Origin of the sequence: Aliidiomarina sp., from assembly GCF_047920995.1 — a bacterium.
Taxonomy (GTDB): domain Bacteria; phylum Pseudomonadota; class Gammaproteobacteria; order Enterobacterales; family Alteromonadaceae; genus Aliidiomarina.
Genome location: NZ_JBLRWZ010000022.1, coordinates 1 through 23,412, shown reverse-complemented (window position 1 = coordinate 23,412; position 23,412 = coordinate 1). Strand labels below are relative to the sequence as shown.

At 48.7% G+C, this 23,412-nt stretch carries 21 protein-coding genes; 13 read left to right on the top strand and 8 right to left on the bottom strand.

Annotated features, from left to right (window positions below; genetic code table 11):
- Nucleotides 1–60: 60 nt before the first annotated feature.
- Nucleotides 61–819 (top strand): ABC transporter ATP-binding protein, encoded by a 759-nt coding sequence (locus tag ACNA7P_RS07445; RefSeq protein ID WP_416257996.1) that lies wholly within the window; start codon nucleotides 61–63, stop codon nucleotides 817–819.
- Complete coding sequence (locus ACNA7P_RS07440; RefSeq protein WP_416257995.1) at nucleotides 809–3,307, top strand: ABC transporter permease; 2,499 nt, start codon at nucleotides 809–811, stop codon at nucleotides 3,305–3,307. The genes ACNA7P_RS07445 and ACNA7P_RS07440 overlap by 11 nt, the downstream gene beginning before the upstream one ends.
- 24 nt (nucleotides 3,308–3,331) lie before the next feature.
- On the opposite strand, the gene ACNA7P_RS07435 is transcribed toward ACNA7P_RS07440, so the two are convergent.
- Nucleotides 3,332–4,231: a TIGR01777 family oxidoreductase gene (locus ACNA7P_RS07435; protein ID WP_416257994.1), complete on the bottom strand. Its 900-nt coding sequence runs from the start codon at nucleotides 4,229–4,231 to the stop codon at nucleotides 3,332–3,334.
- Between the two features lie 129 nt (nucleotides 4,232–4,360).
- Between ACNA7P_RS07435 and ACNA7P_RS07430 the strand changes: the two genes are divergently transcribed.
- Nucleotides 4,361–5,458, top strand: coding sequence for an AI-2E family transporter (locus ACNA7P_RS07430; RefSeq protein WP_416257993.1), 1,098 nt, complete (start codon nucleotides 4,361–4,363; stop codon nucleotides 5,456–5,458).
- 44 nt (nucleotides 5,459–5,502) lie between these two features.
- Here ACNA7P_RS07430 and ACNA7P_RS07425 read toward each other — a convergent pair whose 3' ends face one another.
- The 7 genes from ACNA7P_RS07425 to ACNA7P_RS07395 form a co-directional block, all read right to left on the bottom strand.
- Nucleotides 5,503–6,405, bottom strand: a complete 903-nt coding sequence (locus ACNA7P_RS07425) for a hypothetical protein (protein WP_416257992.1) — start codon at nucleotides 6,403–6,405, stop codon at nucleotides 5,503–5,505.
- 178 nt (nucleotides 6,406–6,583) lie between these two features.
- Nucleotides 6,584–7,402 (bottom strand): tryptophan synthase subunit alpha, encoded by an 819-nt coding sequence (gene trpA / locus ACNA7P_RS07420; RefSeq protein ID WP_416257991.1) that lies wholly within the window; start codon nucleotides 7,400–7,402, stop codon nucleotides 6,584–6,586.
- An 11-nt stretch (nucleotides 7,403–7,413) separates the two neighbouring features.
- A complete protein-coding gene (gene trpB, locus ACNA7P_RS07415; RefSeq protein ID WP_416257990.1) occupies nucleotides 7,414–8,619 on the bottom strand; it encodes a tryptophan synthase subunit beta in 1,206 nt (401 codons plus the stop codon).
- Nucleotides 8,620–8,632: 13 nt separating this feature from the next.
- Complete coding sequence (gene trpCF, locus ACNA7P_RS07410; protein ID WP_416257989.1) at nucleotides 8,633–10,108, bottom strand: bifunctional indole-3-glycerol-phosphate synthase TrpC/phosphoribosylanthranilate isomerase TrpF; 1,476 nt, start codon at nucleotides 10,106–10,108, stop codon at nucleotides 8,633–8,635.
- Complete coding sequence (trpD, locus tag ACNA7P_RS07405; protein WP_416257988.1) at nucleotides 10,105–11,109, bottom strand: anthranilate phosphoribosyltransferase; 1,005 nt, start codon at nucleotides 11,107–11,109, stop codon at nucleotides 10,105–10,107. The genes trpCF and trpD overlap by 4 nt, the downstream gene beginning before the upstream one ends.
- Nucleotides 11,102–11,746, bottom strand: coding sequence for an aminodeoxychorismate/anthranilate synthase component II (locus tag ACNA7P_RS07400; protein WP_416257987.1), 645 nt, complete (start codon nucleotides 11,744–11,746; stop codon nucleotides 11,102–11,104). Before ACNA7P_RS07400 ends, trpD begins: the two co-directional genes overlap by 8 nt.
- Complete coding sequence (locus ACNA7P_RS07395) at nucleotides 11,743–13,434, bottom strand: anthranilate synthase component 1 (protein ID WP_416257986.1); 1,692 nt, start codon at nucleotides 13,432–13,434, stop codon at nucleotides 11,743–11,745. Before ACNA7P_RS07395 ends, ACNA7P_RS07400 begins: the two co-directional genes overlap by 4 nt.
- 341 nt (nucleotides 13,435–13,775) lie before the next feature.
- Between ACNA7P_RS07395 and ACNA7P_RS07390 the strand changes: the two genes are divergently transcribed.
- The 10 genes from ACNA7P_RS07390 (at nucleotide 13,776) to csrA (ending at nucleotide 23,383) form a co-directional block, all read left to right on the top strand.
- Nucleotides 13,776–14,687, top strand: a complete 912-nt coding sequence (locus tag ACNA7P_RS07390) for a PHP domain-containing protein (RefSeq protein WP_416257985.1) — start codon at nucleotides 13,776–13,778, stop codon at nucleotides 14,685–14,687.
- Nucleotides 14,684–15,304, top strand: a complete 621-nt coding sequence (locus ACNA7P_RS07385; RefSeq protein ID WP_416257984.1) for an L-threonylcarbamoyladenylate synthase — start codon at nucleotides 14,684–14,686, stop codon at nucleotides 15,302–15,304. Before ACNA7P_RS07390 ends, ACNA7P_RS07385 begins: the two co-directional genes overlap by 4 nt.
- Before the next feature lie 54 nt (nucleotides 15,305–15,358).
- Nucleotides 15,359–16,222, top strand: coding sequence for a segregation and condensation protein A (locus tag ACNA7P_RS07380; protein WP_416257983.1), 864 nt, complete (start codon nucleotides 15,359–15,361; stop codon nucleotides 16,220–16,222).
- On the top strand, nucleotides 16,219–16,824 hold the full coding sequence (gene scpB, locus ACNA7P_RS07375; protein WP_416257982.1) for an SMC-Scp complex subunit ScpB: 606 nt from the start codon (nucleotides 16,219–16,221) through the stop codon (nucleotides 16,822–16,824). Before ACNA7P_RS07380 ends, scpB begins: the two co-directional genes overlap by 4 nt.
- A complete protein-coding gene (gene rluB / locus ACNA7P_RS07370) occupies nucleotides 16,824–17,795 on the top strand; it encodes a 23S rRNA pseudouridine(2605) synthase RluB (RefSeq protein ID WP_416257981.1) in 972 nt (323 codons plus the stop codon). The genes scpB and rluB overlap by 1 nt, the downstream gene beginning before the upstream one ends.
- 3 nt (nucleotides 17,796–17,798) lie before the next feature.
- Complete coding sequence (locus ACNA7P_RS07365; protein WP_416257980.1) at nucleotides 17,799–19,013, top strand: agmatine deiminase family protein; 1,215 nt, start codon at nucleotides 17,799–17,801, stop codon at nucleotides 19,011–19,013.
- 13 nt (nucleotides 19,014–19,026) lie between these two features.
- Nucleotides 19,027–19,737 (top strand): SIMPL domain-containing protein, encoded by a 711-nt coding sequence (locus ACNA7P_RS07360; RefSeq protein WP_416257979.1) that lies wholly within the window; start codon nucleotides 19,027–19,029, stop codon nucleotides 19,735–19,737.
- 15 nt (nucleotides 19,738–19,752) lie between these two features.
- Nucleotides 19,753–20,277, top strand: coding sequence for a regulatory protein RecX (locus tag ACNA7P_RS07355; RefSeq protein WP_416257978.1), 525 nt, complete (start codon nucleotides 19,753–19,755; stop codon nucleotides 20,275–20,277).
- Between the two features lie 97 nt (nucleotides 20,278–20,374).
- On the top strand, nucleotides 20,375–22,981 hold the full coding sequence (gene alaS / locus ACNA7P_RS07350; protein ID WP_416257977.1) for an alanine--tRNA ligase: 2,607 nt from the start codon (nucleotides 20,375–20,377) through the stop codon (nucleotides 22,979–22,981).
- A 213-nt stretch (nucleotides 22,982–23,194) separates the two neighbouring features.
- A complete protein-coding gene (gene csrA, locus ACNA7P_RS07345) occupies nucleotides 23,195–23,383 on the top strand; it encodes a carbon storage regulator CsrA (protein WP_416257976.1) in 189 nt (62 codons plus the stop codon).
- Nucleotides 23,384–23,412 lie beyond the last annotated feature (29 nt).

Sequence of the window (23,412 nt, the reverse complement as noted above, 5' to 3'; positions counted from 1 at the left end):
AACGATTACAGCGCCTAACAGCGCTATGGAAACTAGATTTTTAAGGAATTTAATACGCATATGGCCCTAATTGAAGCTCGTTCTGTGTCTCGCAATGTTGCGACGACCGCTGGAAAATTGCAAATCCTATCGCCCTTAAGCCTCGCAATTGATGCTGGCGAGGTGGTGGCTATCGTGGGAGCCTCCGGCTCTGGTAAATCAACACTGCTGTCATTATTGGCCGGGTTAGATTTACCTTCAACCGGCGATATTATTGTAGATAACGTAAGTTTGGGTGATTTGGATGAAGAGCAGCGCGCAATATTGCGGGGTGAGAAAATTGGTTTCATCTTTCAATCGTTTTTATTAATCCAAAGTTTAAGTGCATTAGAGAATGTAATGTTGCCTGCAGAGCTTGCGGGTAGCCGAAACCCTGAGAAGCAAGCGCGTGAACTGTTAGAAAAAGTAGGCTTAGGCGAGCGCCTAACCCATTACCCGAACCAACTTTCCGGTGGTGAGCAACAGCGTGTGGCCATTGCCCGGGCATTTATTGGTGAACCACAAATTCTTTTTGCCGATGAGCCCACCGGTAACTTGGATACTGAAACGGGCAGCCGCATTGAAGAATTACTGTTCGAACTTAATCGCGAATTCGGTACTACGTTAGTGATTGTTACCCATGACGATGCGCTCGCACAGCGCTGTGATCGAGTGTTGCGCATTGCCGGTGGCAAGCTGGTAGAGCAGGGTGCCGATAGTGAAACTGATGTCGAAGAAAAGAGTACCGCAAAGAGCAATTCAGCACCGGGCAGCAAGGAAACAACAACCGATGTGGCATAAAATTTCTTGGCGATTACTAAAGCATGAACTGCGCCGTGGTGAACTTACTATTATGGCGGCAGCCGTTGCTTTAGCGGTTTGTGCCGTATTGTCGTTATCGGTGTTTAGTGAGCGTTTGCAGCTTGGCTTGATGGAGCGTAGTGCCGAGTTCTTAGCCGCTGATCGCGTGTTACGCAGCCGAGGTGCGGAAATACCTACTGAGTGGTTAGAGCGTGCAGAGCAAGAACAAGTTGCTTGGGCGCGCCGCACCACTTTTAACTCGATGGCCTTTGCGAACGATGAATTGGCTTTGGTAGATGTGAAAGCGGTAAGTGATGGCTATCCGTTGCGAGGGCATTTGGAAGTAGCTAGCGAACCCTTTACCGAAGGCGTTATTGCCGAGGGCTTGCCGGGGCCGGGGGAAGCTTGGGTGCAAGGTTCGTTGTTTCAACAGCTAAATTTAGCGCTTGGCGATCGGTTAGAAGTGGGTGAAAGCGAATTCCGGGTAACGAAGGTTCTCAGTAGCGAGCCCGATTCTGGCTTCAACGTGTTCGCCGATAGCCCTACCGTTTTAATTCATTACTCTGAGTTGGCTGATACGGGCCTAATTCAGCCTGGCAGCCGAGTAAATTACAATTATTTATTTGCCGGCTCCGCCACCGATTTAGCGCGTTTCGAAAACTGGCTGGTGCCACAACTGGATAATGTTTCTCAGCGTTGGCAGAACATTCAAGATGGTGATTCACCACTTTCAGCAGCATTAGAGCGTGCTGAGCGCTTTATGTTGCTGGCGAGTTTGTTAGGTGTGGTGTTAGCCGCCACCGCGGTAGCCGTAGCGGCTCAGCGCTATGCGCAACGCAATTTTGATGCTGTAGCAGTAATGAAAACCTTAGGTGGCCGCAAAGGGCAGGTGGCGAAAATATTTACCTTGCACCTATTATTGCTTACCTTGGTAAGTATTCTTATTGGCCTGCTGCTGGGGATAGCCTTGCAAGCCTCGGTAGTAGGCTGGGTAAGCGGTGCGTTAGGTTATGATTTACCCAATACGGGGGTTGGCCCCTATTGGTTAGCCATCGCTACCGGATTGCTTTGTGCATTGATGTTTAGTTTGTACCCGCTACTGCGTTTATTAAATGTACCACCGCTGCGAGTGCTGCGCAGAGATATGAATGCTTCAGGATTATCGCGCTGGCTGCATTGGGGGATTTCGGGTACCACGATTTTTGTGTTAATGGTGCTCTACAGCGGTAGCTATTTGCTTTCCTTAGCATTATTTGCCGGTGGCCTATTGGCGATGTTCTTACTGTTAGGTATTAGCCGTTTATTTATTCGAGCCAGCCGCACTGCCGGTATGCAAGCCGGCAGTAGTTGGCGCTTGGCGATGGCGGGTTTGCAACGCCGTGCGCGTGAAAATAGCATGCAAATGCTGAGCTTCTCGGTAGCAGTAATGCTGTTTTTACTGGTGCTCGCGCTGCGCAATGAGTTATTGGAAGATTGGCGTGGCCAGTTACCCGATGATGCGCCGAATTTCTTCGTGGTAAACGTTGCTAGCCAGCAGGCAGAACCCATGCAAGCGATGTTCGCGCGTGAGGGGTTAAGCGCCACCGAGTTATACCCAATTATTCCCGGCCGGTTAACCGCGATTAACGGTACCCCAGTGCGCGATGCCGTAAGTAAAGAAGAACGGGATGATAGTGAATTCCGTGAAGGCTTTGGCCGTGAGCTGCAACTAACCTGGCAGGCCGATTTGCCGGCAGAAAACGTTTTACGCGAAGGGCAGTGGTTTGCGCCAGGAGAATCTGGGGTTTCAGTAGAATCACAGGTGGCGGATCGAATTGGCGTTGGTTTAGGTGATGAGCTTACGTTCCGTATTGCCGCCGATGAGTTTACCGTGCCGGTAACTAGTATTCGTGATGTGGATTGGAATACCATGCAGCCAAATTTCTACATGGTATTCAGCCCGAATTTAATCGAAAACATGCCAGCTACTTATATCGCTAGTTTTTACTTACCGGATGATCGGCGCCCTGAATTGTATTCATTGTTCCGTGAATTCCCGCAAGCATCGTTAATCGATGTGGAGGATATTCTTGCTCAGGTTCGTGATGTAATTAGCCATGTTTCGTTAGCCATTACTTTTGTAATGGTGTTGGTAATCGGTGCTGGTGGCTTGGTATTGGTGGCGCAAGTTCAGGCTACCCTAGAAGAGCGCCAACAGGAGTTGGTGATTCTGCGAACCTTGGGGGCGCGCTCGAGCTTACTTACGCGCGCGGTAACCTATGAGTTTGTAATGTTGGGCGCGTTGGCGGGCTTGATTGCCACCATTGCCATGGAGCTCTCAATTTACGTGTTACAAACCCAGGTGTTTAATATGGCGCCTTCGTTACATTGGCGCTTCTGGGTACTGGGGCCATTATTGGGCGCTACTATTGTGGCAGCGTTAGGCTGGTCAGTTTGCTGGCGCTTATTGCGGCAGCAAACCGGCAACCTTATTCGGCAACTGGCCTAATATTACGATGCTGTAACAGCTAGCTTAGCGCGGGTAAATCTGCGCTAATGCTGGCTCAAGCTCGCGATATTTAAACGTGAACCCAGCTTGTTCTAAGCGTTCTGGTACTACAGCTTGGCCGGTAAGGAGTAAATCGGCCATCTCCCCAAAAGCAAGCCGCATGGTAAAAGCTGGTACTCGGAAAATTACCGGGCGATGCAATACTTTCCCCAAGGTTTTGCTAAATATTTTATTACTTACTGGCGTAGGGGCGGTGAAATTATACGCACCTGCACACTCATCATGATGTAAGAGAAAATCAATACCGGCGATCATGTCGTGAATGTGAATCCATGACATCATTTGCTTGCCATTGCCAATGGGGCCACCTAGGCCAAACTTAAAGGGTGGTGCCATGCGCTCCAGAGCGCCACCCAAACGAGCGAGCACAATACCGGTGCGTAGTAAGCATACCCGGGTGTGTTCACTGCCGGCTTGGTTCGCAAGCTGCTCCCATTGCTGGCATAACTGGTGGCTAAACTCATCATGAGGTGTGCCTTTAGTTTCACTTACCACTTGCTCACCTTGGCGGCCATAAAAGCCTACGGCGGAGCCAGAAATAAATACTTTTGGTGGCCGCTCAGAATTTTGAATTAAGGCGCTAAGCTGCTCGGTAATGCGAAAACGGCTTTGTTGAATACGCTGCTTTTGTTTATCGCTCCAGCGCTTTTCCGCGATAGGCTCACCCGCTAGGTTGATCACGGCATCAAATTCATTGAGATGATCAAATTCACTTAAGCTCACCACGGTGCGCACGCTACTGCCCAGAGCTTTCCGCGCTTTTTCAGGATTGCGGGTAAGCACGGTAACATCGTGTTGGTCACCGTAGTGGCGCAGATATGTGCGGCCAATTAAACCTGTGGCACCGGTAATAAATAATTTCATGGAAGCTCCCTGTTGCTTAATGCTAATCTACGAACAATAACAACACAGTATTAGTGTAGCAGCGTTAGTGTAGCAGCGATAAATGCAAGAATATTGATTCTGCGCGTTTTCTTGTACGGAGATAAGACAATGACAGACCACAACCCGGCCATTTCATCGATTAGCCGCTTTTTCGTAGTGGCGGCGGCGATTATGGTGATTTTAGCTAGTATTAAGGCAGCCAGCGTAATTGTGGTGCCATTTTTGTTGGCGTTGTTCATTGCCATTGTATTTCAGCCGGCCATTTTTTGGTTTAAGCAAAAGGGATTGCCTCCGAGTATCGCTATCGGCGCCGTGTTTGTAGTGATTTTAGTGGTGGGTTCGGCATTCGTGGGCTTGGTATTGCAATCGGTGAATGAGTTCACTTTGAAAATGCCAGAGTATCGAGAAAAGATTCTAGACCAATTTGAAACGCTGGTAGCTTACGCGGAAACATTTAATATTCATCTCGACATCGCTATTTTACAAGACCAGTTCGACCCCTCACGGCTGTTTTCCATGTCGGTTAATTTACTGTCTGGTTTGGGAAATATGATGACCAATACGGTGATCATTATGCTGATTGTGGCCTTTATGTTGAGCGAAGCAGCGTTGATGCCGAAAAAGATATCATTGGCTTTTCCAAGCCCAGAGAAGAAGCTTGGGCAAATGACGAATTTATTAATGGCGATTAATAAATACTTAGCCCTAAAAACCTTGGTGAGCTTGATTACCGGTTGCTTAATTGGTTTTGGTTTGTGGTTGATGGGGCTAGATCATTTTATTTTGTGGGCTGTGATCGCATTTCTGTTTAATTATATTCCGAATATCGGTTCTATTATCGCGGCAGTGCCTGCGGTACTGATGGCGCTTGTGCAGTTGAACCCGGTGATGGCTGGCGTTGTGGCGATCTGGTTTTTATTAGTGAATATTATTATGGGCAACATTGTAGAGCCAAAAATGATGGGCCGCGGCTTAGGCCTTTCTACTTTGGTGGTGTTCCTCTCGTTAATTTTCTGGGGCTGGTTGTTAGGGCCGGTAGGGATGCTACTCTCGGTGCCCCTTACCATGGGCGTGAAAATCGGCTTTGATGAGAACCCCAGTACCAAATGGCTGGCTATTTTGCTGGCTGGCGATGAGGTTCGCCGTTTGACTGCTAATGAGCTAATAACTGAGGCTAATCAAGCAGCAGCGCCGCCTGGAAATTAAGCGGCGCTGTGGAACAACTTGCAGAGTATTTATGGGGTATGCCGCTATTGGCACTGCAATCTTAGTTGGCAGTAATCGGTGGCGTCACAGGACCAGCTTTGGGTACATGTCGTTCCTTCGTTCATTTCACGAATAAACCAATTGTAAAGGAATTCCTCTAGTGAATGATTCACAGACCTACCATAGTCGTGATAAAGATCAGCAGAGCTAAAGCTATCGCTATGGAGAACATGTCCACTGAGAACCTCACAGGTAGTGCCTGTATTGATACACACTTTGTGGCCATCGCTTCGGGTAGATATCATGGTAAATAAGCTTTCAGTCGCCAAATCCTCAGCTAAGTCTTGGCGAAACTTTGTTGCGTCGCTCGAATTACTGCGCAGAGCTTGAATGTAGGTGATCAAAGAAGCTCCATCATTAAAAATCTCACGAATTCGATTGTTCCGGTTATTTTGTATTTCAGGGTTTTCACTAGTGACTTCGTGGGATAAATCGCTTTGCTCGTTTTGCTGTGCGTTAGGCGTGCTATATATTTCAAAGCAGTTGCCGTTATAACAACAAATTTCAATCGTTGGGTCGCACTCGCGATATGTGTAGAAGTTGTTATTTCGGAATGCGCTACGAAATGATTCAAGCGCATTATTAATATGATGTTCGTGGTTCGTGATGTTACTTACACCAGTATCGAGAACGAAATCTAGCGACATTCCAACTACGGCACCACTGTGGTTTCGCATACGGTGTACAATTACTGTATGTTCAGCGCCACCTGAGCCAGCAAAGTACATTTCTCGCTTAAGGTAACTGTAGCCAACACATTGCTGAGAAAATCGATTAAGATGGTTCCCACAAAATTCATCAGAATTATTATTTTGGGAGTTTGCGAGTAGTTTGGGAGAGGTGAAAATCATTGTTAAAACAATGGCAAATAGGCTTATATACTTCATGATTCCTTTATTCCTTTATTCCTTTATTCCTTTATTCCTTTATTCCTTTATTCCTTTATACTTATTTGAATGAAATTATTAAGCATGAGCTGTAATGATCATCAACTAACTCATGCTTAACAGAATAATAACACCGCCTCACAGTGTCAAGGCGGGCTATGATTATTCGTGGCAGGTATTAACGCTGGGTAGCCGCTTTCATAGCTGCTACAAAGGCTGCAAGCTTTGCAAGCATAGCCGCTTCATCATCCAGATTATCAGTAATAATACGCACTACTGCTGAACCACTAATAGCACCGGCCGCACCTGCGTGAATGGCGGCTTGCACCTGTTCTGGTGTACTAATGCCAAAGCCAAGCAATGCTGGTGCGCCACCAAAATTGTTCAATGCGGCAATTAATTCAGCAGCTGGCGCTGCTGCGGCTTGGTTATCGCCAGTAACACCGGAACGGCTGAGCAAATAAATATATCCCTCACTTGCTTCAGCAACTTTCGCTAAGGTAGCGGCAGAGGCATCGGGTGGTGCAATAAAGATGGCTTGAATGCCATGTTTTTTTGCAGAAGCTTGAAAATGCAGGCCCTCTCGTACAGGCACATCGGCAATCAGTACCGAATCTACGCCGGCATTTTTTGCTTGTGTGTAGAACGCATCAACGCCGTTGGTTACCACCAAGTTGCAGTACACCAATAAACCAATTGGAATATTGGGGTAATCGGCGCGAATACGGGCAATAAGATCGAAACACTGTTGTTTAGTAACGTGGTTCTTTAATGCCCGAATGTTGGCCGCTTGAATTACTGGGCCATCGGCTACAGGATCTGAGAATGGCAAACCAAGTTCTAGTGCATCGGCACCACTTTCGATAAGGGTACGAATGATCTGCTCGCTTTGGGCGAGGCTTGGATCGGCTAAAGTAACGAAGGGCACAAATGCCCCTTGTTGGCGTTCAGTTAACCCGGTAAACATTGCCGCGTAACGGTTAGCTGTTTGGCTCATGTAAATACTCCTTATGATTGAGCTTCGGCAGCTTGTGCCGCTAAGATTTTACGAACGTGATCAATATCTTTATCACCGCGGCCGGATAGATTCACCAGCAACACTTCTGGCGTAGTAGCGGCTTTGGCTCGCTCTATGGCATAGGCGAGTGCATGGGCCGTTTCTAACGCTGGAATAATGCCTTCGGCGCTGGAAAGTATCTTAAAGGCATCGAGCGCTTGTTGATCGGTAACACTGGTGTACTGCGCCCGGCCAATAGAGTGCAAATAGGCGTGTTGCGGGCCAACACCTGGGTAATCTAAGCCCGCAGAAACTGAATAACTCTCTTCAATTTGGCCATCGGAATCTTGCATTAAGAACGAACGGCAGCCGTGTAACACCCCTGGCTTGCCCGCACTTAAGGTAGCGCCATGCTCACCACTTTCGATGCCGCGGCCAGCAGGCTCAACACCGGTTAGGCGTACGCTGGGTTCATCAATAAATTCGGCGAATATACCAATGGCATTTGAACCACCACCCACGCAGGCGATAACCTCATCAGGTAAACGACCTTCTTGGGCAAGAATTTGTTCTTTTGCTTCGGCGCCAATCATGCGGTGAAATTCACGCACAATGGTTGGGAATGGGTGTGGGCCCGCAGCAGTACCAAGCAGGTAATGGGTGGTTGGGTAACTTGCGGTCCAATCACGCATGGCTTCGTTCACGGCGTCTTTTAGGGTGCCGCTACCGGCATCTACTGGCACTACTTTAGCGCCCATAAGTTCCATCCGAAACACATTGGGTTGCTGCCGTTCGGCATCTTTGCGGCCCATGTAGATAATGCACTCAAGCCCGAGTAATGCGCACGCTAGAGCTGTAGCGGTACCGTGCTGGCCGGCACCGGTTTCAGCAATAATACGCGTTTTCCCCATCCGTTTTGCCAGCAGCGCTTGCCCTAATACTTGGTTGGTTTTGTGAGCGCCGCCATGCAATAGATCTTCGCGCTTCAGGTAAATTTTAGCTGGCGAACCCTTAGTGAGGTTATGGCACAAGGTTAATGGCGTTGGGCGGCCTAAATAGGTGCTGAGCAGATTTTTAAATTCGCTCTGAAATTCTGGATCTTGCTGCGCATCATTAAACGCTTGCTCGAGTTGGTCGAGCGCAGGCAACAGGATTTCTGGTACAAACTGACCACCGAATTCGCCAAAATATGGGCTTAAAACTTGTTGTGTTTGCATCGTGATAACCTCTTTAATATATCCGAATCGTGGCGAAAACCTGCTGCATTAACGCAGGATCTTTATGCCCAGGCTGACGTTCAACGCCAGAGTTAATATCTAAGCCACGGCAGCCTAAGCTGATGGCTGTGGCAATGTTATTTGGCTTTAAACCACCAGCCAATTGAATGTGAAGGCGCTGCTCGCTACTTGGCAATGTTTGCCAATCGAAGCTGCTGCCCGAGCCCCCGCGGCCGTGATCCCATACTTCTCGGCTAATCATTGGCTGCTGATATAGCTGTGTGTTTGCTGCTACGCTGCGAGCCACCCAGATTTCAGTGTGAGCTTGGCTGTAGTTAGCGCGCTCGTGCATCGTTAACGCTTGGTTAAGTGCCGCCACAATGTTTACATCCTGCACATCATGTAATTGTACTGCAGCTAAGTGCAATTTGGCGGCAATAGCAGCTATTTGTTGCGCTGCAGCTAAGTACGCTGCCTCTTGTTGTTCATTTTCTTCATTGTTAAGAAAATCTTCTAGGGCAAAAACACCCACATAATTCAGGCCACGTACGGCGCATATTTGTTGTGCTTGCTCTAGGGATACACAACGTGGCGAGCGCTTCGCAAATATCAAGCCACCGTATGCTGCCCCGGCCGCTCTTGCTGCTATGGCTTGTGCAGGCTGGGTGAGGCCACATATTTTGTGTTCACCATAAATCAATTTGCGGCAGGCCAGATCGATGTCGGCTTGCTCGGTAAGTGAGCCACCAACTAAAAAACCATCCACATGGGGTGCTATGGAGCGGATTTGCTGGTTATTCTCGATACCTGATTCGGCGATTAACAAGGCACCTTCCGGTGCTAGCGCTGCTAACTCTTGGCTACGGTTTAAATCCACCGAAAGATCGCGCAAGTTGCGATGATTAATGCCAATTACTTTCGCGTTCAGCGCAGCCGCCCGTTGCATCTCTTCAGCATTGCTTACTTCGGTTAAAATATGTAAGCCAAGTTGCTGCGCGCGCTGGGCTAATAATTGGTAATCATCATCCGCAAGCACCGATAGCATAAGTAGAATTGCATCAGCACCAAAATAGCGCGCAAGATCGATTTGATAGCTACTAAAGATGAAATCTTTGCAGAGTACCGGTACATGCACTTTGCTGCTTACGGCTTGCAGATAAGCAAAATCGCCTTGAAAGTAATCTGGCTCCGTTAGTACTGAAATGGCAGCTGCATAGCTGGCGTAAATAGTGGCGATAGCAACCGGATCAAAATCTTCCCGAATTACTCCTTTTGAGGGCGAAGCTTTTTTGCACTCTAGAATGAATTGCGCGTTCGGTTGTTGCAACGCGGCGGTAAAACCTCTTACTGGGCGATTACTCGCTGCGGCAGCAACCGCTATTTCTGCTTCCGGATAGAGCACAGCCATTTCTTGCAAACGTTGTTGCCGAGTAGCCATAATTTCTTTCAGCACGGAAGGGGTATCATCGTGCATTACGAATGAACTCATGCGATAAATTCCTCCTGCATGCGTTGTAAATGTTGGAGTGCTGCACCACTGGCAAGATGGCTAAGTACACTATCAGTAGCTTCTTGTAAGGTTTCGTTATGGCCAGTTAAGTAACGCACTGCAGCGGCGTTCATGGCAATCGCATGGCGATGCTCCAGCTTGCCTTGGCCAGCAAATACCTCTTTCAGCATGCGTGCATTTTGATTGCCATCACCACCTTTAAGCGAGCTTAGCGGCGCTTCTGGTAGGCCAAAATCACTCGGATTAAGGGTGTATTCACGAATTTCATCACCATGTAGCTCAACCACATGGGTATCGCCGTGCAGGGCTATTTCATCTAGGCCGCTACCATTTACCACCATAGCCCGTGGGCAGCCCAATAAGCGCAACGTTTCCGCCATAGGGCGGCAAAGATTGGCATTATATACACCCAGTAATTGTGCTTGTGGACGCGTAGGGTTAAGTAACGGCCCGAGTAAGTTGAAAATCGTGCGGGTTTTCAATTCTTGCCGCACTGGCATGGCATAGCGCACTCCAGGGTGGTAGTGGGGCGCAAATAGAAAACAGAAGCCAAACTCATCTAATAATTTCTTGTTCTCATCTGGCGATAAATCGAGCGGCACACCGAGTGCTTCGAGCACATCCGCTGAACCCGAACGCGAGGAAATGCTGCGGTTGCCATGTTTGGCGATTTTTAAACCCATACTGGCGTTCACTAACGCGGCGGCGGTAGAGATGTTGATCGTATTGCTGCCATCTCCCCCGGTGCCACAGGTATCGGCTACTGGATAACTAAGCTCAGGGAATTTTTTACTGCCGGCTAATAATGCTTTGGCGGCCCCGGCGATTTCTGCTGGTGTTTCACCACGAATTTTTAATGCCACGAGCATGGCACTAATTTGGCTTAGCGTGAGCTGTCCGGCAATAAGGTGGCCAAATAGTTTTTCCGTTTCTGCCATACTCAACACATCGCCGTTGAGTAGCATTGTTAGTTCACGCATTCGTTCTCTCCTGATTGCTCGCCGGAAGGCTCTCTGGATTGCTGTTTTGCATTAAAAATTCAATGCTTTGCCGCAATAGCTGAGCGCCATCGGTGGTCATAATAGATTCGGGGTGAAATTGGAAGCCAATACTGCGCTGCTGGGCGTTATAGAATGCCATCGGAATCGCGTTTACGGTGGCGATTACCTGCACTTGCTCTGGTACTTCAGTAGCCATGAGCGAATGGTAGCGAGCTACCGGTAACGGGTTGCTAAGGCCATTGAAAATCGGATGTGTAGCGCATTCTATAAGGCTAGTTTTACCATGCACAGTTTCAAAACAACGATCCACAACACCGCCGGCTTCTTGAATGAGGGCCTGAAAGCCTAAGCAGATGCCCAGCATAGGATAGATACCACTAGCATGCCGAATGATGGGCAACAATTGGCCGGCTTCATTAGGGTGGCCTGGCCCGGGCGATAAGCACAGTAGTACCGGGCCAGCGGCGGCTTGTTCGGCTAAGCGAGCGGCAATAAACTCAAGGCTTACGTTGTTTCGGTATACATCTAAGCCAAAGCCTAACTGGGCAAGTTCATCTACTAAGTTGTAGGTGAAACTATCTAGGTTATCGATAAAAATAATATGCCCTCGGCTCATGAGCGTGGCTCCTGTAATGGGTTCTTCGCAGCAGCATTTGCGCACAGAATTGCCTGCAACACAGCCCCAGCTTTTTGTTCGGTTTCTTGTACTTCTGCATCATCATCAGAATCAAATACAACGCCAGCTCCAGCTTGCACAACAGCGGTACCGTTTTTCACATAGGCCGAGCGAATCACAATGCAATTATCCATATCACCTTGGCCATTTAAGTAGCCTACAGCGCCGCCGTAGCTACCGCGCCGGCAGCCTTCCGCCTGGCGAATTAAGCGTGCGGCACTAATTTTCGGGGCGCCAACTAAGGTACCCATATTCATACAAGCACGGTAGGCATCCAGAGCATCTAAATCGTTTCGCAGGGTAGCAACCACACGGGATACTAAATGCATTACATGGGAATACCGATCCACTTTCAATAGATCGGCTACATAGCGGGTGCCGGTGCGGGCGATGCGGGCCAGATCATTACGAGCTAAATCAACCAGCATCATATGTTCGGCCATTTCTTTTTTATCTTGCCGCAGGGCCAGCTCAATACGGGAATCTTGATCTGCCAGAATATTGCCTTGGGCATCGCGGGCGCGGCTGCGTGTTCCAGCAATCGGATAAAGCTCTACTTGTCGGTTCGCTGCGGTAAATTTTAATGCTGATTCAGGTGACGCGCCGAATAGTTCAAACTCTTTGGTGCGCAGATAAAACATATAAGGGCTAGGATTGCTTTTCTTCAGTTCGGCGTAACTTGCCAGGGCATTATTACAAGGCAACGAGAAGGTGCGCGATGGCACTACTTGGAAAATATCGCCCGCCGCAATGTGCTGTTTCATGTGCTGCACAATAGTTTTGAATGTTTCTCGGCTAGGTACGCTGGCAATCGCGCTGAAATCGAGAGTTGGTTTTTTCTGCGCGGCGGGGGCATGCTCGGCAGATGCACCATTTGGCGTTGTAGGCTGAGTGAATAATGCTGAACCGTTGCTGGTAGCAAGCGGGTTTTGCATGCGGCTCATAAGTTCGCCTAAGCGTTGGCACAACTGTTGGTGCCGTTGTTCTATAGGTAGTACGCTTGAATCTGCGGCAGTATTATCATCAGGCTCACCGCAGGCAAGAATACCTAGTAGCTCGGTTTGTTCGGTTTCATGGTTAATAATTAATAAGGTTTCCGCCAGATAGAATTGGTAATCAGGGCAATCATTTGCTCCCTCAGCTACCTCGGGCAGTTGCTCAAAAGTGGCAAGTAGATCGTAGGCGAATACCCCGGCAAGAAAAATTGCAAACGGGTGCTCATGTAATGTGGCGAGCTTTTGTTGCAATACGCGTAGCGGTTGCGTGTTGGCAACAGCGGCCAGGCGCTGTTGCTCGTTAAGGTTCTCTGCTGGCTGTTGAAACTCAAGTACCAAGCAGTGAGCGCTGTACTCTACTTGATAGGCACCTAGCTCTGTTGCCAAAAAAGCTAATAAACAACAGCCGTTATCGGTGAGGGCGCTGATGGTTACGCGCTGGCCGCGGCAAACGAGTTTTAGTGACGCATCGATCATTAGCAGGCTTTTCAAATTCTGCCGTGAATCAATTTCTGCTGATTCAAGCAAAATATGCTCGCCTTCGCTTGCTGATAATCGTTGCAACACGGCTACTGGATCGGCTTGGTATTGCGCGGCTACCGATATGGGAAAAATTTGACCTAGTTTTTGCATGCTGATGCCAATTATTGTTATGGAATAAAAACGACAAAACCCGCTTACGAAGCGGGTTTTGAATGAAATTCTGTATTAGTTGCGTTTACTAAACACGCACAGATGCATCCACTACCCGCGAGGGGAGTGCCACCACCAATGATGTTGAACCGATGCGAACTGTTGCATAGTGTTAGTAAATACCTTTCTAGACATCTGAGTAAACTTGTACAGAACATTAAATGCCTGTGGAAAAAGTGTCAACGATTTTTTGTAAAAAATCGCGTATGATATTGGCATTATTTTGTTCCACTATTTCTACATTAAATACATCTACGAATATTTTCTAATTGAGGCTCATTTTGCGGATAGATTTACATTGCCACACCAATGCCTCGGATGGGGTGTTAACACCTGCCGAGATGCTACTCCGCGCAGAAGTAATGCAGCTTGATGTGCTGGCGATTACCGATCATGATTCTGTACAAGGGTACCAGCAAGCATTGCAGCTGCAACAAGCTCAGTTGGCGGCGGTACCCGAGGGTAAATCGGCAAGCAAGCAAGCGGCTGCTCTGCAGCTATTGAGCGGCGTTGAGTTTAGCACTAGTTGGCAGGGTTTTGAAATTCATATTCTGGGTTGGCGCTTTGATCCTGACCACGAGCAAATGCGGCGGTTATTAAACGCGCAGCGCGAACAACGGCACCAACGTTCAGAATTAATTCATGAGCGGTTGCTAAAAAATGCGGTTGCGGCGGAACATTTACCAACGGCGCGGCCGAATCTTGCACAAGGTGGCGGCGTACGAACCCGCTTGCACTACGCCGATGCGTTACTGAAGCATGGTTATGTGGCAACCAAGCAGCAAGCATTTGACCGTTTTTTAGGAAAAGGGCAATGTGCTTATGTGAAACCGCAATGGTGCAGTATGGCAGAAGCGGTTAGGGTGATTCATGCAAGTGGCGGGGTGGCGAGTATTGCCCACCCATTAGCCTATAACATGAGCACCAAGTGGTTGCGCCGATTGATTAATGATTTTCAGGCCGCTGGCGGTGTTTGTATGGAAGTGGTGAGTGGTCAACAGGCCCCAGAACAACGGCAATGGTTGAGTGAACTGGCCCGTGAATACAATTTATTAGCATCAGCAGGCTCTGATTTTCATTTTCCGGGGCGCTGGCGTGAACTTGGCAGAAACTTACAAATGCCTGAGGGGTTAACCCCGGTATGGCATGATTGGTTCGATACAGAGCAAGCTATGAAGGAGAACAAAGGGTGAGTCAGTTTTTCCAGATCCATCCCGATAACCCGCAGCATCGATTGATTGCACAAGCGGCAGATTTGCTTCGCCAAGGTGGCGTAGTGGTGTATCCAACTGATTCGGGGTACGCATTAGGCTGCCAACTGCAAAACAAAGATGCAGTTGAGCAAATATTGCGGATACGGCAATTGGGTAGCGAACATAACTTTACCTTAATGTGCCGAGATTTATCGGAGTTATCGGTGTATTCGAAAGTGGGTAACCAAGCGTTCCGTTTGATAAAAAACAATACTCCGGGGCCATACACCTTTGTACTGAAGGCAACCAAAGAAGTGCCGAAGCGGTTAATGAACCCGAAGCGTAAAACCATTGGCTTGCGGGTGCCGAATAATCCGATTGCGCAGGCCCTTCTGGCAGAGCTCAATGAACCGATGATGTCCACCACATTGATTTTCCCAGGGGATGAGTTTGCCGAGCCAGATCCATATGAAATTCGTATGCGCTTGGAGAAGCAGGTAGATCTTATAATTGATGGTGGCCATTTAATGGAAAAACCAACTACTGTTGTGGATATGGTAGATGATGAGATTGCCATTATTCGATTGGGTGAAGGTGACCCTAGCCCATTTGCATAAGAACTGTTAGAACATGCAAATTGGTATTTATACTTCAGGATAGGAAGCGATTATTTGGAACCCGAACAGGTAGCTGAACAGCAATCATTACCGCTAGGTTTCGTGCGGGGGGAACCGGTGTTTGAACAACCGGAAGATTTGTATATCCCGCCGGAAGCGCTTGAGTTAATGCTAGACCTGTTTTCGGGCCCGATGGATTTATTGTTGTATCTGATTCGTAAACAAAAAATGGATATTCTCGATTTGCCTATTTTAAAGGTAACCGAGCAATACATGGTTTACGTGGAGATGATGCGGGAGTTAAAGCTAGAATTAGCTGCTGATTATTTGTTGATGGCGGCTATGCTGGCGGAAATTAAAAGCCGCATGCTATTGCCGAAAATAGCCGCAGACGACGATGAAGAAGATGATCCGCGCGCTGAGCTAGTGCGGCGCTTAAAGGAATACGAAATTGTGCGTGCCGGCGCTGGGCAACTTGATCAGCAGCCGCAGGAAGAACGCGATTTCTTCGTGGCCAATGCAACTACAGATGCGCGGGAATTGGCTGGGCAAGCACCTGCCGAAGTAGGTGTAGATGAGCTTGCTGCGGCCTTATTGAAGGTAATGCAGTTGGTAGATGTGCAAGCCCATCACCAAGTGCAGCGAGAAACGCTTTCTACACGGGAGCGCATGAGCCGAATTATGGAAGCGCTGCAAGTTCAGCAGCGGGTAGAATTTGCTACGTTATTTAGCCCTGAAGAAGGGCGTAGTGGCGTGGTAGTGAGCTTTTTAGCTATTTTAGAGTTGAATAAAGAAGGGTTGATTGCCCTTGTGCAAGCGGATGGCTTTTCGCAGATTTATGTTACCCGCAACATGAACACCACGAACAACAATGGCACTAGCAATGGTACGAATGAGGCTGAGGAATTGTTAGCATGATTTCTGATAAACAGTTGAAGCAGCTTGTGGAAGCGGCAATTTTTGCTGGCGAAGATGCAACTACCATTGACCAGTTGTTAGGTGGGGTGTTGGCGAACTTTCGGTTGAATCGGCCGCGCATTCGGCAAGTGCTTGATGAGCTTAAAGAAGATTACCGTGAACGCGGTATTGAACTTGTTGAAGTAGCATCGGGCTATCGTTTTCAAACGCGGCCAGAGCTTGGCCCTGCATTGGTGCAAATGTGGCCGGATCGAGCGCCACGATATTCCGCCGCCTTGTTAGAAACCTTAGCCCTGATTGCCTGGCGGCAGCCGGTAACACGCGGTGAAATTGAGGCAGTGCGCGGGGTATCGGTAAGTACGCAAATTATGAAAACCTTGCAAGAGCGAGGTTGGGTGAAAATCGTTGGGCATAAAGAAGTTCCGGGAAGGCCTGCGCTGTATGCCACTACAAAAGCGTTTTTAGATTATTTTTCGTTACAATCTGTAGCAGATTTACCGGCCTTGGCAGTGCCTCGTCCGGAACTTGAAGAAACCTTCGAGTTACTTAGCGCAGAACCATTAGACACGCGGGAGCGTGACGCAGAAGAGGAAAATGAATAGTGAAAGACACCGAAAAGTTACAAAAGATTTTAGCCCGTTCTGGTTACGGCTCGCGCCGAGAATTGGAAACAATGATTACCGCCGGGCGTATTCGGGTTGATGATCATGTAGCAACACTGGGTGAGCGGGTAACTGCGAGCTCGGTGATTAGTATTGATGGCCATAAGGCCACCGTGCGTAATGAAGAAGATATGCCATGCCGGGTGTTGGTGTACCACAAGCCTGAAGGTGAGTTAGTAACGCGCAAAGATCCTGAGGGCCGCGCCACAGTTTACGAGCGTATGCCGTTTATTGCCAATGGCCGCTGGATTGCGGTAGGCCGGTTAGATATTAACACCTCGGGTATGTTGTTAATGACCACCGACGGTGAGCTGGCGAATCGGTTAATGCACCCTAGTTACGAAGTAGAACGCGAATACGCGGTGCGGGTGTTTGGCGAAGTAGGTGAAGCTAAAATCCAGAAATTGTTGAAGGGCGTGCAACTTGAAGATGGCATGGCCAAATTTAAGAAAATTTTACGCCGCGGTGGTGAGGGTATGAATCAGTGGTTTCATGTGATTCTTACCGAAGGCCGCAATCGTGAAGTACGCCGGCTCTGGGAATCCCAAGGTTTAATTGTGAATCGTTTGATTCGTGTGCGCATCGGTGATTTGCACCTGCCCAAAGGCTTGGTACAAGGTGGCTGGATGGAATTACAAGCGCCGGAAGTAAACTATTTGCGAAAATTGGTACAGATGCCAATGGTGGAATCTGCGGTGGTAGTAAGTGATACGGATCAAGAACGGCAAATGCGGCAAGCACGCCGAGCGGGTAATAAGCACCGCCAAGAAATGCAGCAACGCGCCAAAGAGAGCCGCAAGCGCAAGCCTGGCGGCAAGCCAGGTGCTGGTAAAGCGGGTACTAACAATGCCAATGCGAAAAAGCGGCGGCCGAAGAAACGCCCACAACGTCAGCATCAAGGCGGCAGTTAACGTATGAATGTAGTAACGGGAAATGGCACTGTGCAGCTTCATGCAGAAGCAGATGCTGTACCAACCTTACAAACCGAATGGGATGTAACCCGCAGCGTGTGGTTGCGCTGGCCATATCGCAGCGAGATTTGGCCGCAACATGCCTTAGGTGAAGTATTACAACCGGAAGAATTCACGCCAGTGCAGCAAGATATGCTGGCGCTACTTAATGTATTGGCAAGCCAAACAGTGCCGGTAGATCTGCAAGTTGCGGCTAGCGCTAATGCGCAAGTAGCAACGGTGATTGCGCAGTTACAGCAACAATACCAAGGGTGGCAGTGTAAGCTGCACGTGCTGGATTACGCTGATATTTGGTTGCGTGATTGTGCTCCCTTTGTGCTACGAACTGCAACACCAAGCGCATGGCATTTTGGTTTTGATGGTTGGGGCGGCATTGATGATCAATATCAGCATGATGTTGCGGCGCGCAATTGGTTAAGTAACTACCTTGATTTGCGTATTGAAAACGCGGCCATGGTGCTGGAAGGTGGTGCCCTGCACCACGATGGCGAAGGCACTGCATTGGCATGCTCGGGCAGTATTTTGTTTCGGCCGGGTAATGATGGTGTAACTGCTGCGCAATTGCGGCAGCAGCTACAACAGAGCTTTGCGATTCAGCAAGTGCATATGTTACCGGGCAAGCTGGCAGCCGATGAAACGGGTGGGCACATCGACAATATGGCGGCATTTTTGGCACCTACCAAGGTAGTAGTGGCTTATACCGATGATGCGAGCCATCCAGATTATGCTACGTGCCGCCGAGTTCTTGATTATTTGGAGCATGCGCGAGATGGCAAAGGCCGCGCCTTCACCGTGTATAAATTACCCTTACCGCGGGCACCGCGTTTAAGTGCTGGCGAAGCGATTACCATTACGCAACGGCCGGGAGTGCGCAGGCGTATTGCCGGCATGCCGTTGATGGCCAGTTATGTGAATTTCTTGCGGATTAATTGTGTGCTGCCGGTGAGCGAATCGGCAAAGGCTGAGGTAGAGGTTAAATCTGTAGTATCGCCAGAAACCTGTAAATTAATCGTAATGCCTGAGTTTGGGCTGCCTAGCGATGAGGTGGCGCGGAACTTGATGGCCAAGTGGCTGCCTGATTACCAGGTAATTAGTGTGCCAGCGCGAGCCTTGTTAGTAGGCGGCGGCGGTTGGCATTGTGCAAGTTTTTGTTATTAATGAGGGAATATCAATGCGCAATTATACGGTGATTTTAGCGGCGGCTACGGCATTATTGGTAAGTGGTTGCTCGGTTAGCATGCATGATACGCAGCGCGTAAACGTAGTAGCAGATACCATTCAAGTTGAGGCGCAGGGTGAAGCATTCGGTGTGCCAGATCAGGCGAGTATGCGGTTTGTGGTGAGTGAGCTTGGTGATGATGCGGCCTTATTAAAACGCACGGTTGATACTACTACGGAGAATTTCCTTACCTTACTCGATAGTTTTGGTGTGGAACGCAAGGATGTAGATTCATGGCAAATTAATGTGCAACCACGCTACGAATATCGTGATGGAGCCTCACACTTTGTAGGCTACGAAGTATCTCGGCAGATCAATGTGCGCCTTCAAGATTTGCGCTTATTTGATCAAGTAGTGGATAGCGCGCTGAGCGAAAATATTGGCCGCGTGCAACAAGTGCTTTTTGAAATTAGCGATCCCTCACCGCTGTATTCCGAAGCGCGCAGTGCGGCGATGCAACAAGCACGGCAAAAAGCGAATGAACTTGCTGCAGCAAGCAACCGTAGCATTGCGCGAGTGCAAACAGTAGTTGAGTTCGGCTCTGCGCCAGCGCACAGTGAAAATGTTATGAGGATGCGTTCACCCATGGCTGATAGTGTTACAGAACCTGGCCAACAAGCTATGTTAGTGCGGGTGCAAGTAACCTTTGTGCTAGCGAAGTAAGCTGAGTAGTAAAGCATGTTGCAAGGCAAACCGAAGCCACCAAAAGATCCAGAAGATGAACGAGCAATAGAGTTTCGCGCCGTAGATCTGCTCAGCCGCCGCGAACATAGCGCGGCTGAGTTACGGCGCAAGCTAGTGCATAAGGGGTTTGCTGTTGAGGCGGTAAATGCTGTGCTGAAGCGCCTGCAGGAACGGCAATGGCAATCCAATGAGCGCTTTGCGGAAAGCTTTTTTCGCCAGCGGGTGGAGCAAGGGTACGGGCCGTTACGAATTCGCATGGAAATGAGCCAAAAAGGCTTAAACGACTTGGAAATTGAGGCGGTGTTTACTGATTTCGCACCTGATTGGCGAGAACTAGCCAAGCATCGCTATCAACGGCGGTTTGGCGATGCCAATGGCAACATTGCCAAACTGCAGCAACTTGAAGCAAAAGAACGCGCCAAACGACAGCGCTTTTTAGCTCAACGCGGTTTTACCGCAGAGCAGGTGTACGCAGCGATTGGTGCTGCAGAAGATGATGACAACGCGGCTGTTTTCTAACAGTTTGCTGTGCTAATCTAAGCCCCTTTATTTTTTCCTGAACACCCCATATGTATAGTGGTAAGCACGCTTAATCACCCAAGGCAGGATTGTATTTATGAGTATGACAAGCGCTGAAATTCGCTCGGCTTTTTTAGATTTCTTTGCTCAACGCGGCCATCAGGTTGTGCAGAGCTCTTCGTTAATTCCCGGTAACGATGCAACTCTCCTGTTTACCAATGCCGGCATGGTGCCATTTAAAGACGTATTCTTGGGTACTGATAAGCGTGATTATGCCCGCGCTACCAGCTCACAACGCTGCGTGCGAGCGGGTGGTAAGCATAATGATTTAGAAAATGTAGGTTATACGGCTCGCCATCACACGTTTTTCGAAATGTTAGGCAACTTCAGTTTTGGTGACTACTTCAAACGCGAAGCAATTCAATACGCGTGGCAGTTCTTAACCGAAGAGCTAAAGCTACCGAAAGAGAAGCTGTGGGTAACGGTATTTGAAGAAGATGACGAAGCCTATGATATTTGGGCGCAAGAAATGCAGGTGCCGGAAGCGCGTATTAGCCGTATTGGTGCGAAGGATAACTTTTGGCAAATGGGTGATACAGGCCCATGCGGCCCGTGTTCAGAAATATTTTATGATCATGGTGAAGATGTTTGGGGTGGGCCTCCGGGTACGCCAGAGGAAGATGGCGACCGTTATATCGAAATCTGGAATTTGGTGTTTATGCAGTATAACCGCCAGGCCGATGGCACCATGGAACCGTTACCAAAGCCTTCAGTAGATACTGGCATGGGTTTAGAGCGTATTGCTGCGGTAATGCAGAACGTACATTCAAACTATGAAACTGATACCTTTGTGGCGCTGATAAAAACGGCAGCTAAGGCGGTGGGTACCGATGATTTAAGTGCGCAATCATTGCGGGTAATTGCTGATCATATTCGCTCATGTTCATTCTTGATCGCGGACGGTGTGTTACCAAGCAATGAAGGTCGCGGATATGTGTTGCGCCGTATTATTCGTAGAGCGGTGCGCCATGGTTCCAAGCTAGGCGCTACGGGTGCGTTTTTCCACAAGTTGGTAGCACCGCTAGTAGCGTTGATGGGCGAAGCGTTTCCTGAGCTTGCAAGTGCGCAAGGGCGTATTGAACAAGCGCTGTTGCAAGAAGAGCAGCAATTTGCACGTACACTACAGCGCGGCATGAGCTTATTGGAAGATGAATTAACAACGCTTACGGAAGGCGCTGAATTAACCGGTGATGTAGCGTTCAAATTGTACGATACCTATGGCTTTCCGTTCGATTTAACGGCGGATATTTTACGCGAGCGTGGCTTTGCCGTAGATCAGGCGGGCTTTGATGCAGCAATGGCGGAACAGCGGGCGCGTGCGCAGCAAGCTTCGCAGTTCGGAGCTGATTACAATGATCGTATTACTGCGGCCACGGTTTCTGAATTTAGCGGCTATACTGAATATGAAAATACCGCAACGATCACGGAAATCTTTGTTGCAGGTGAAGCGGTAAACTCAGTTGCTGCTGGGGAAACCGCGATTGTGGTTTTGGATAATACTGCATTTTACGCTGAAAGTGGCGGCCAGGTAGGCGATGTAGGTGTATTTGAAGTGGCTGGCGAGCCCGTTTACACCGTTACCGATACACAGTATTTAGGTAAAGCGATTGGCCACCATGGTGTGGCGGATGCCACCTTAAAGGTTGGCGATAGCATTCTAGCAGTAGTAGATGATGAACGCCGTTGGGCGGTTCGCCGTAATCATTCGGCAACCCACTTGTTGCATGCGGCGTTGCGGAATGTATTAGGTGAGCATGTAAATCAAAAAGGCTCGTTGGTAGATGATCAGCGGTTACGATTTGATTTTGCCCATCCGCAGGCTGTAACCGCTGCAGAATTGCAAGCGATTGAAGCACAAGTGAATGAACAGATTTATCTGAATACACCACTAACTACAGCGGTGATGCCGATTGCGGAAGCACAAGCTCGCGGCGCCATGGCGTTGTTCGGGGAAAAGTATGACGATAACGTGCGTGTAGTAGCTATGGGTGAGTACTCATTAGAGCTTTGTGGCGGAACTCATGTAGAGCGAACGGGTGACATTGGTTCGCTGAGAATCGTTGCTGAAGCAGGCATCGCTTCTGGTGTGCGCCGAATTGAAGCGGTAACCGGTGCAGGTGCAATTGCTTTTACGCAAGGGCAGCAGCAGCGCTTGTTGAGTGCTGCCAGTTTATTGAAAAGTGATCCGGCAAATTTAGCAGAACGTATTGAGCAAACTTTGCAAAAACAAAAAGCGCTTGAGAAAGAACTTGCGGAAATGCAAAAGCAGCTTTCAGCGAATGCTGGCGCCTCGCTAATTGACAGTGCTGTTGTGATTCATGGTGCCAAAGCCATTATCGCTGAGGTAACGAATACAGAAGCCAAAGCGTTGCGCGAAATGGTTGATGATTTGAAGAACCGTTTGGGCGAGGGCATTGTGATGCTGGGCCTCAAACAAGATGGAAAAGTTAGCTTGATCGCAGGTGTAACGAATTCACTAACCAGTAAGGTAAAAGCTGGTGAATTGGTGAACTTTGTGGCGGCTCAAGTTGGCGGGAAAGGGGGCGGACGCCCTGATATGGCGCAAGCAGGTGGAAGCGAACCAGCCCAGCTTGAAGGAGCTCTGGCCAACGTTACTGCATGGCTTGAAGAGAAGCTAAGTTAACAAATTCCGTGATAGTAATGTGGTATCATCAATAACCATGATTTATACAGATGGTTATGTAGATTGTCATATCGAGAAAATTGCGTAAGTTGTTAATATAAATAACCCTTGTGGTAGTGTGGCAAGCTTGCTGTTCTACTTACGGCACTACTTGCTGCATCAAGTTGCTGCATCAAGTTGCTGCATCAAGGGTTTAATCTAAGGAGCAGGCAGATGCTAATATTAACGCGGCGTGTCGGAGAGACACTTATGATCGGTGACGATGTAACCGTTACTGTTTTAGGCGTAAAGGGAAACCAAGTACGCATCGGTGTCAATGCTCCGAAAGAAGTGTCGGTACATCGAGAAGAAATTTACATGCGAATTCAAGCGGAAAAAGATAACCCTTCTAGCGAAGAATAACGCAAAATCAGTTTTCAAAAGCTGGCTTT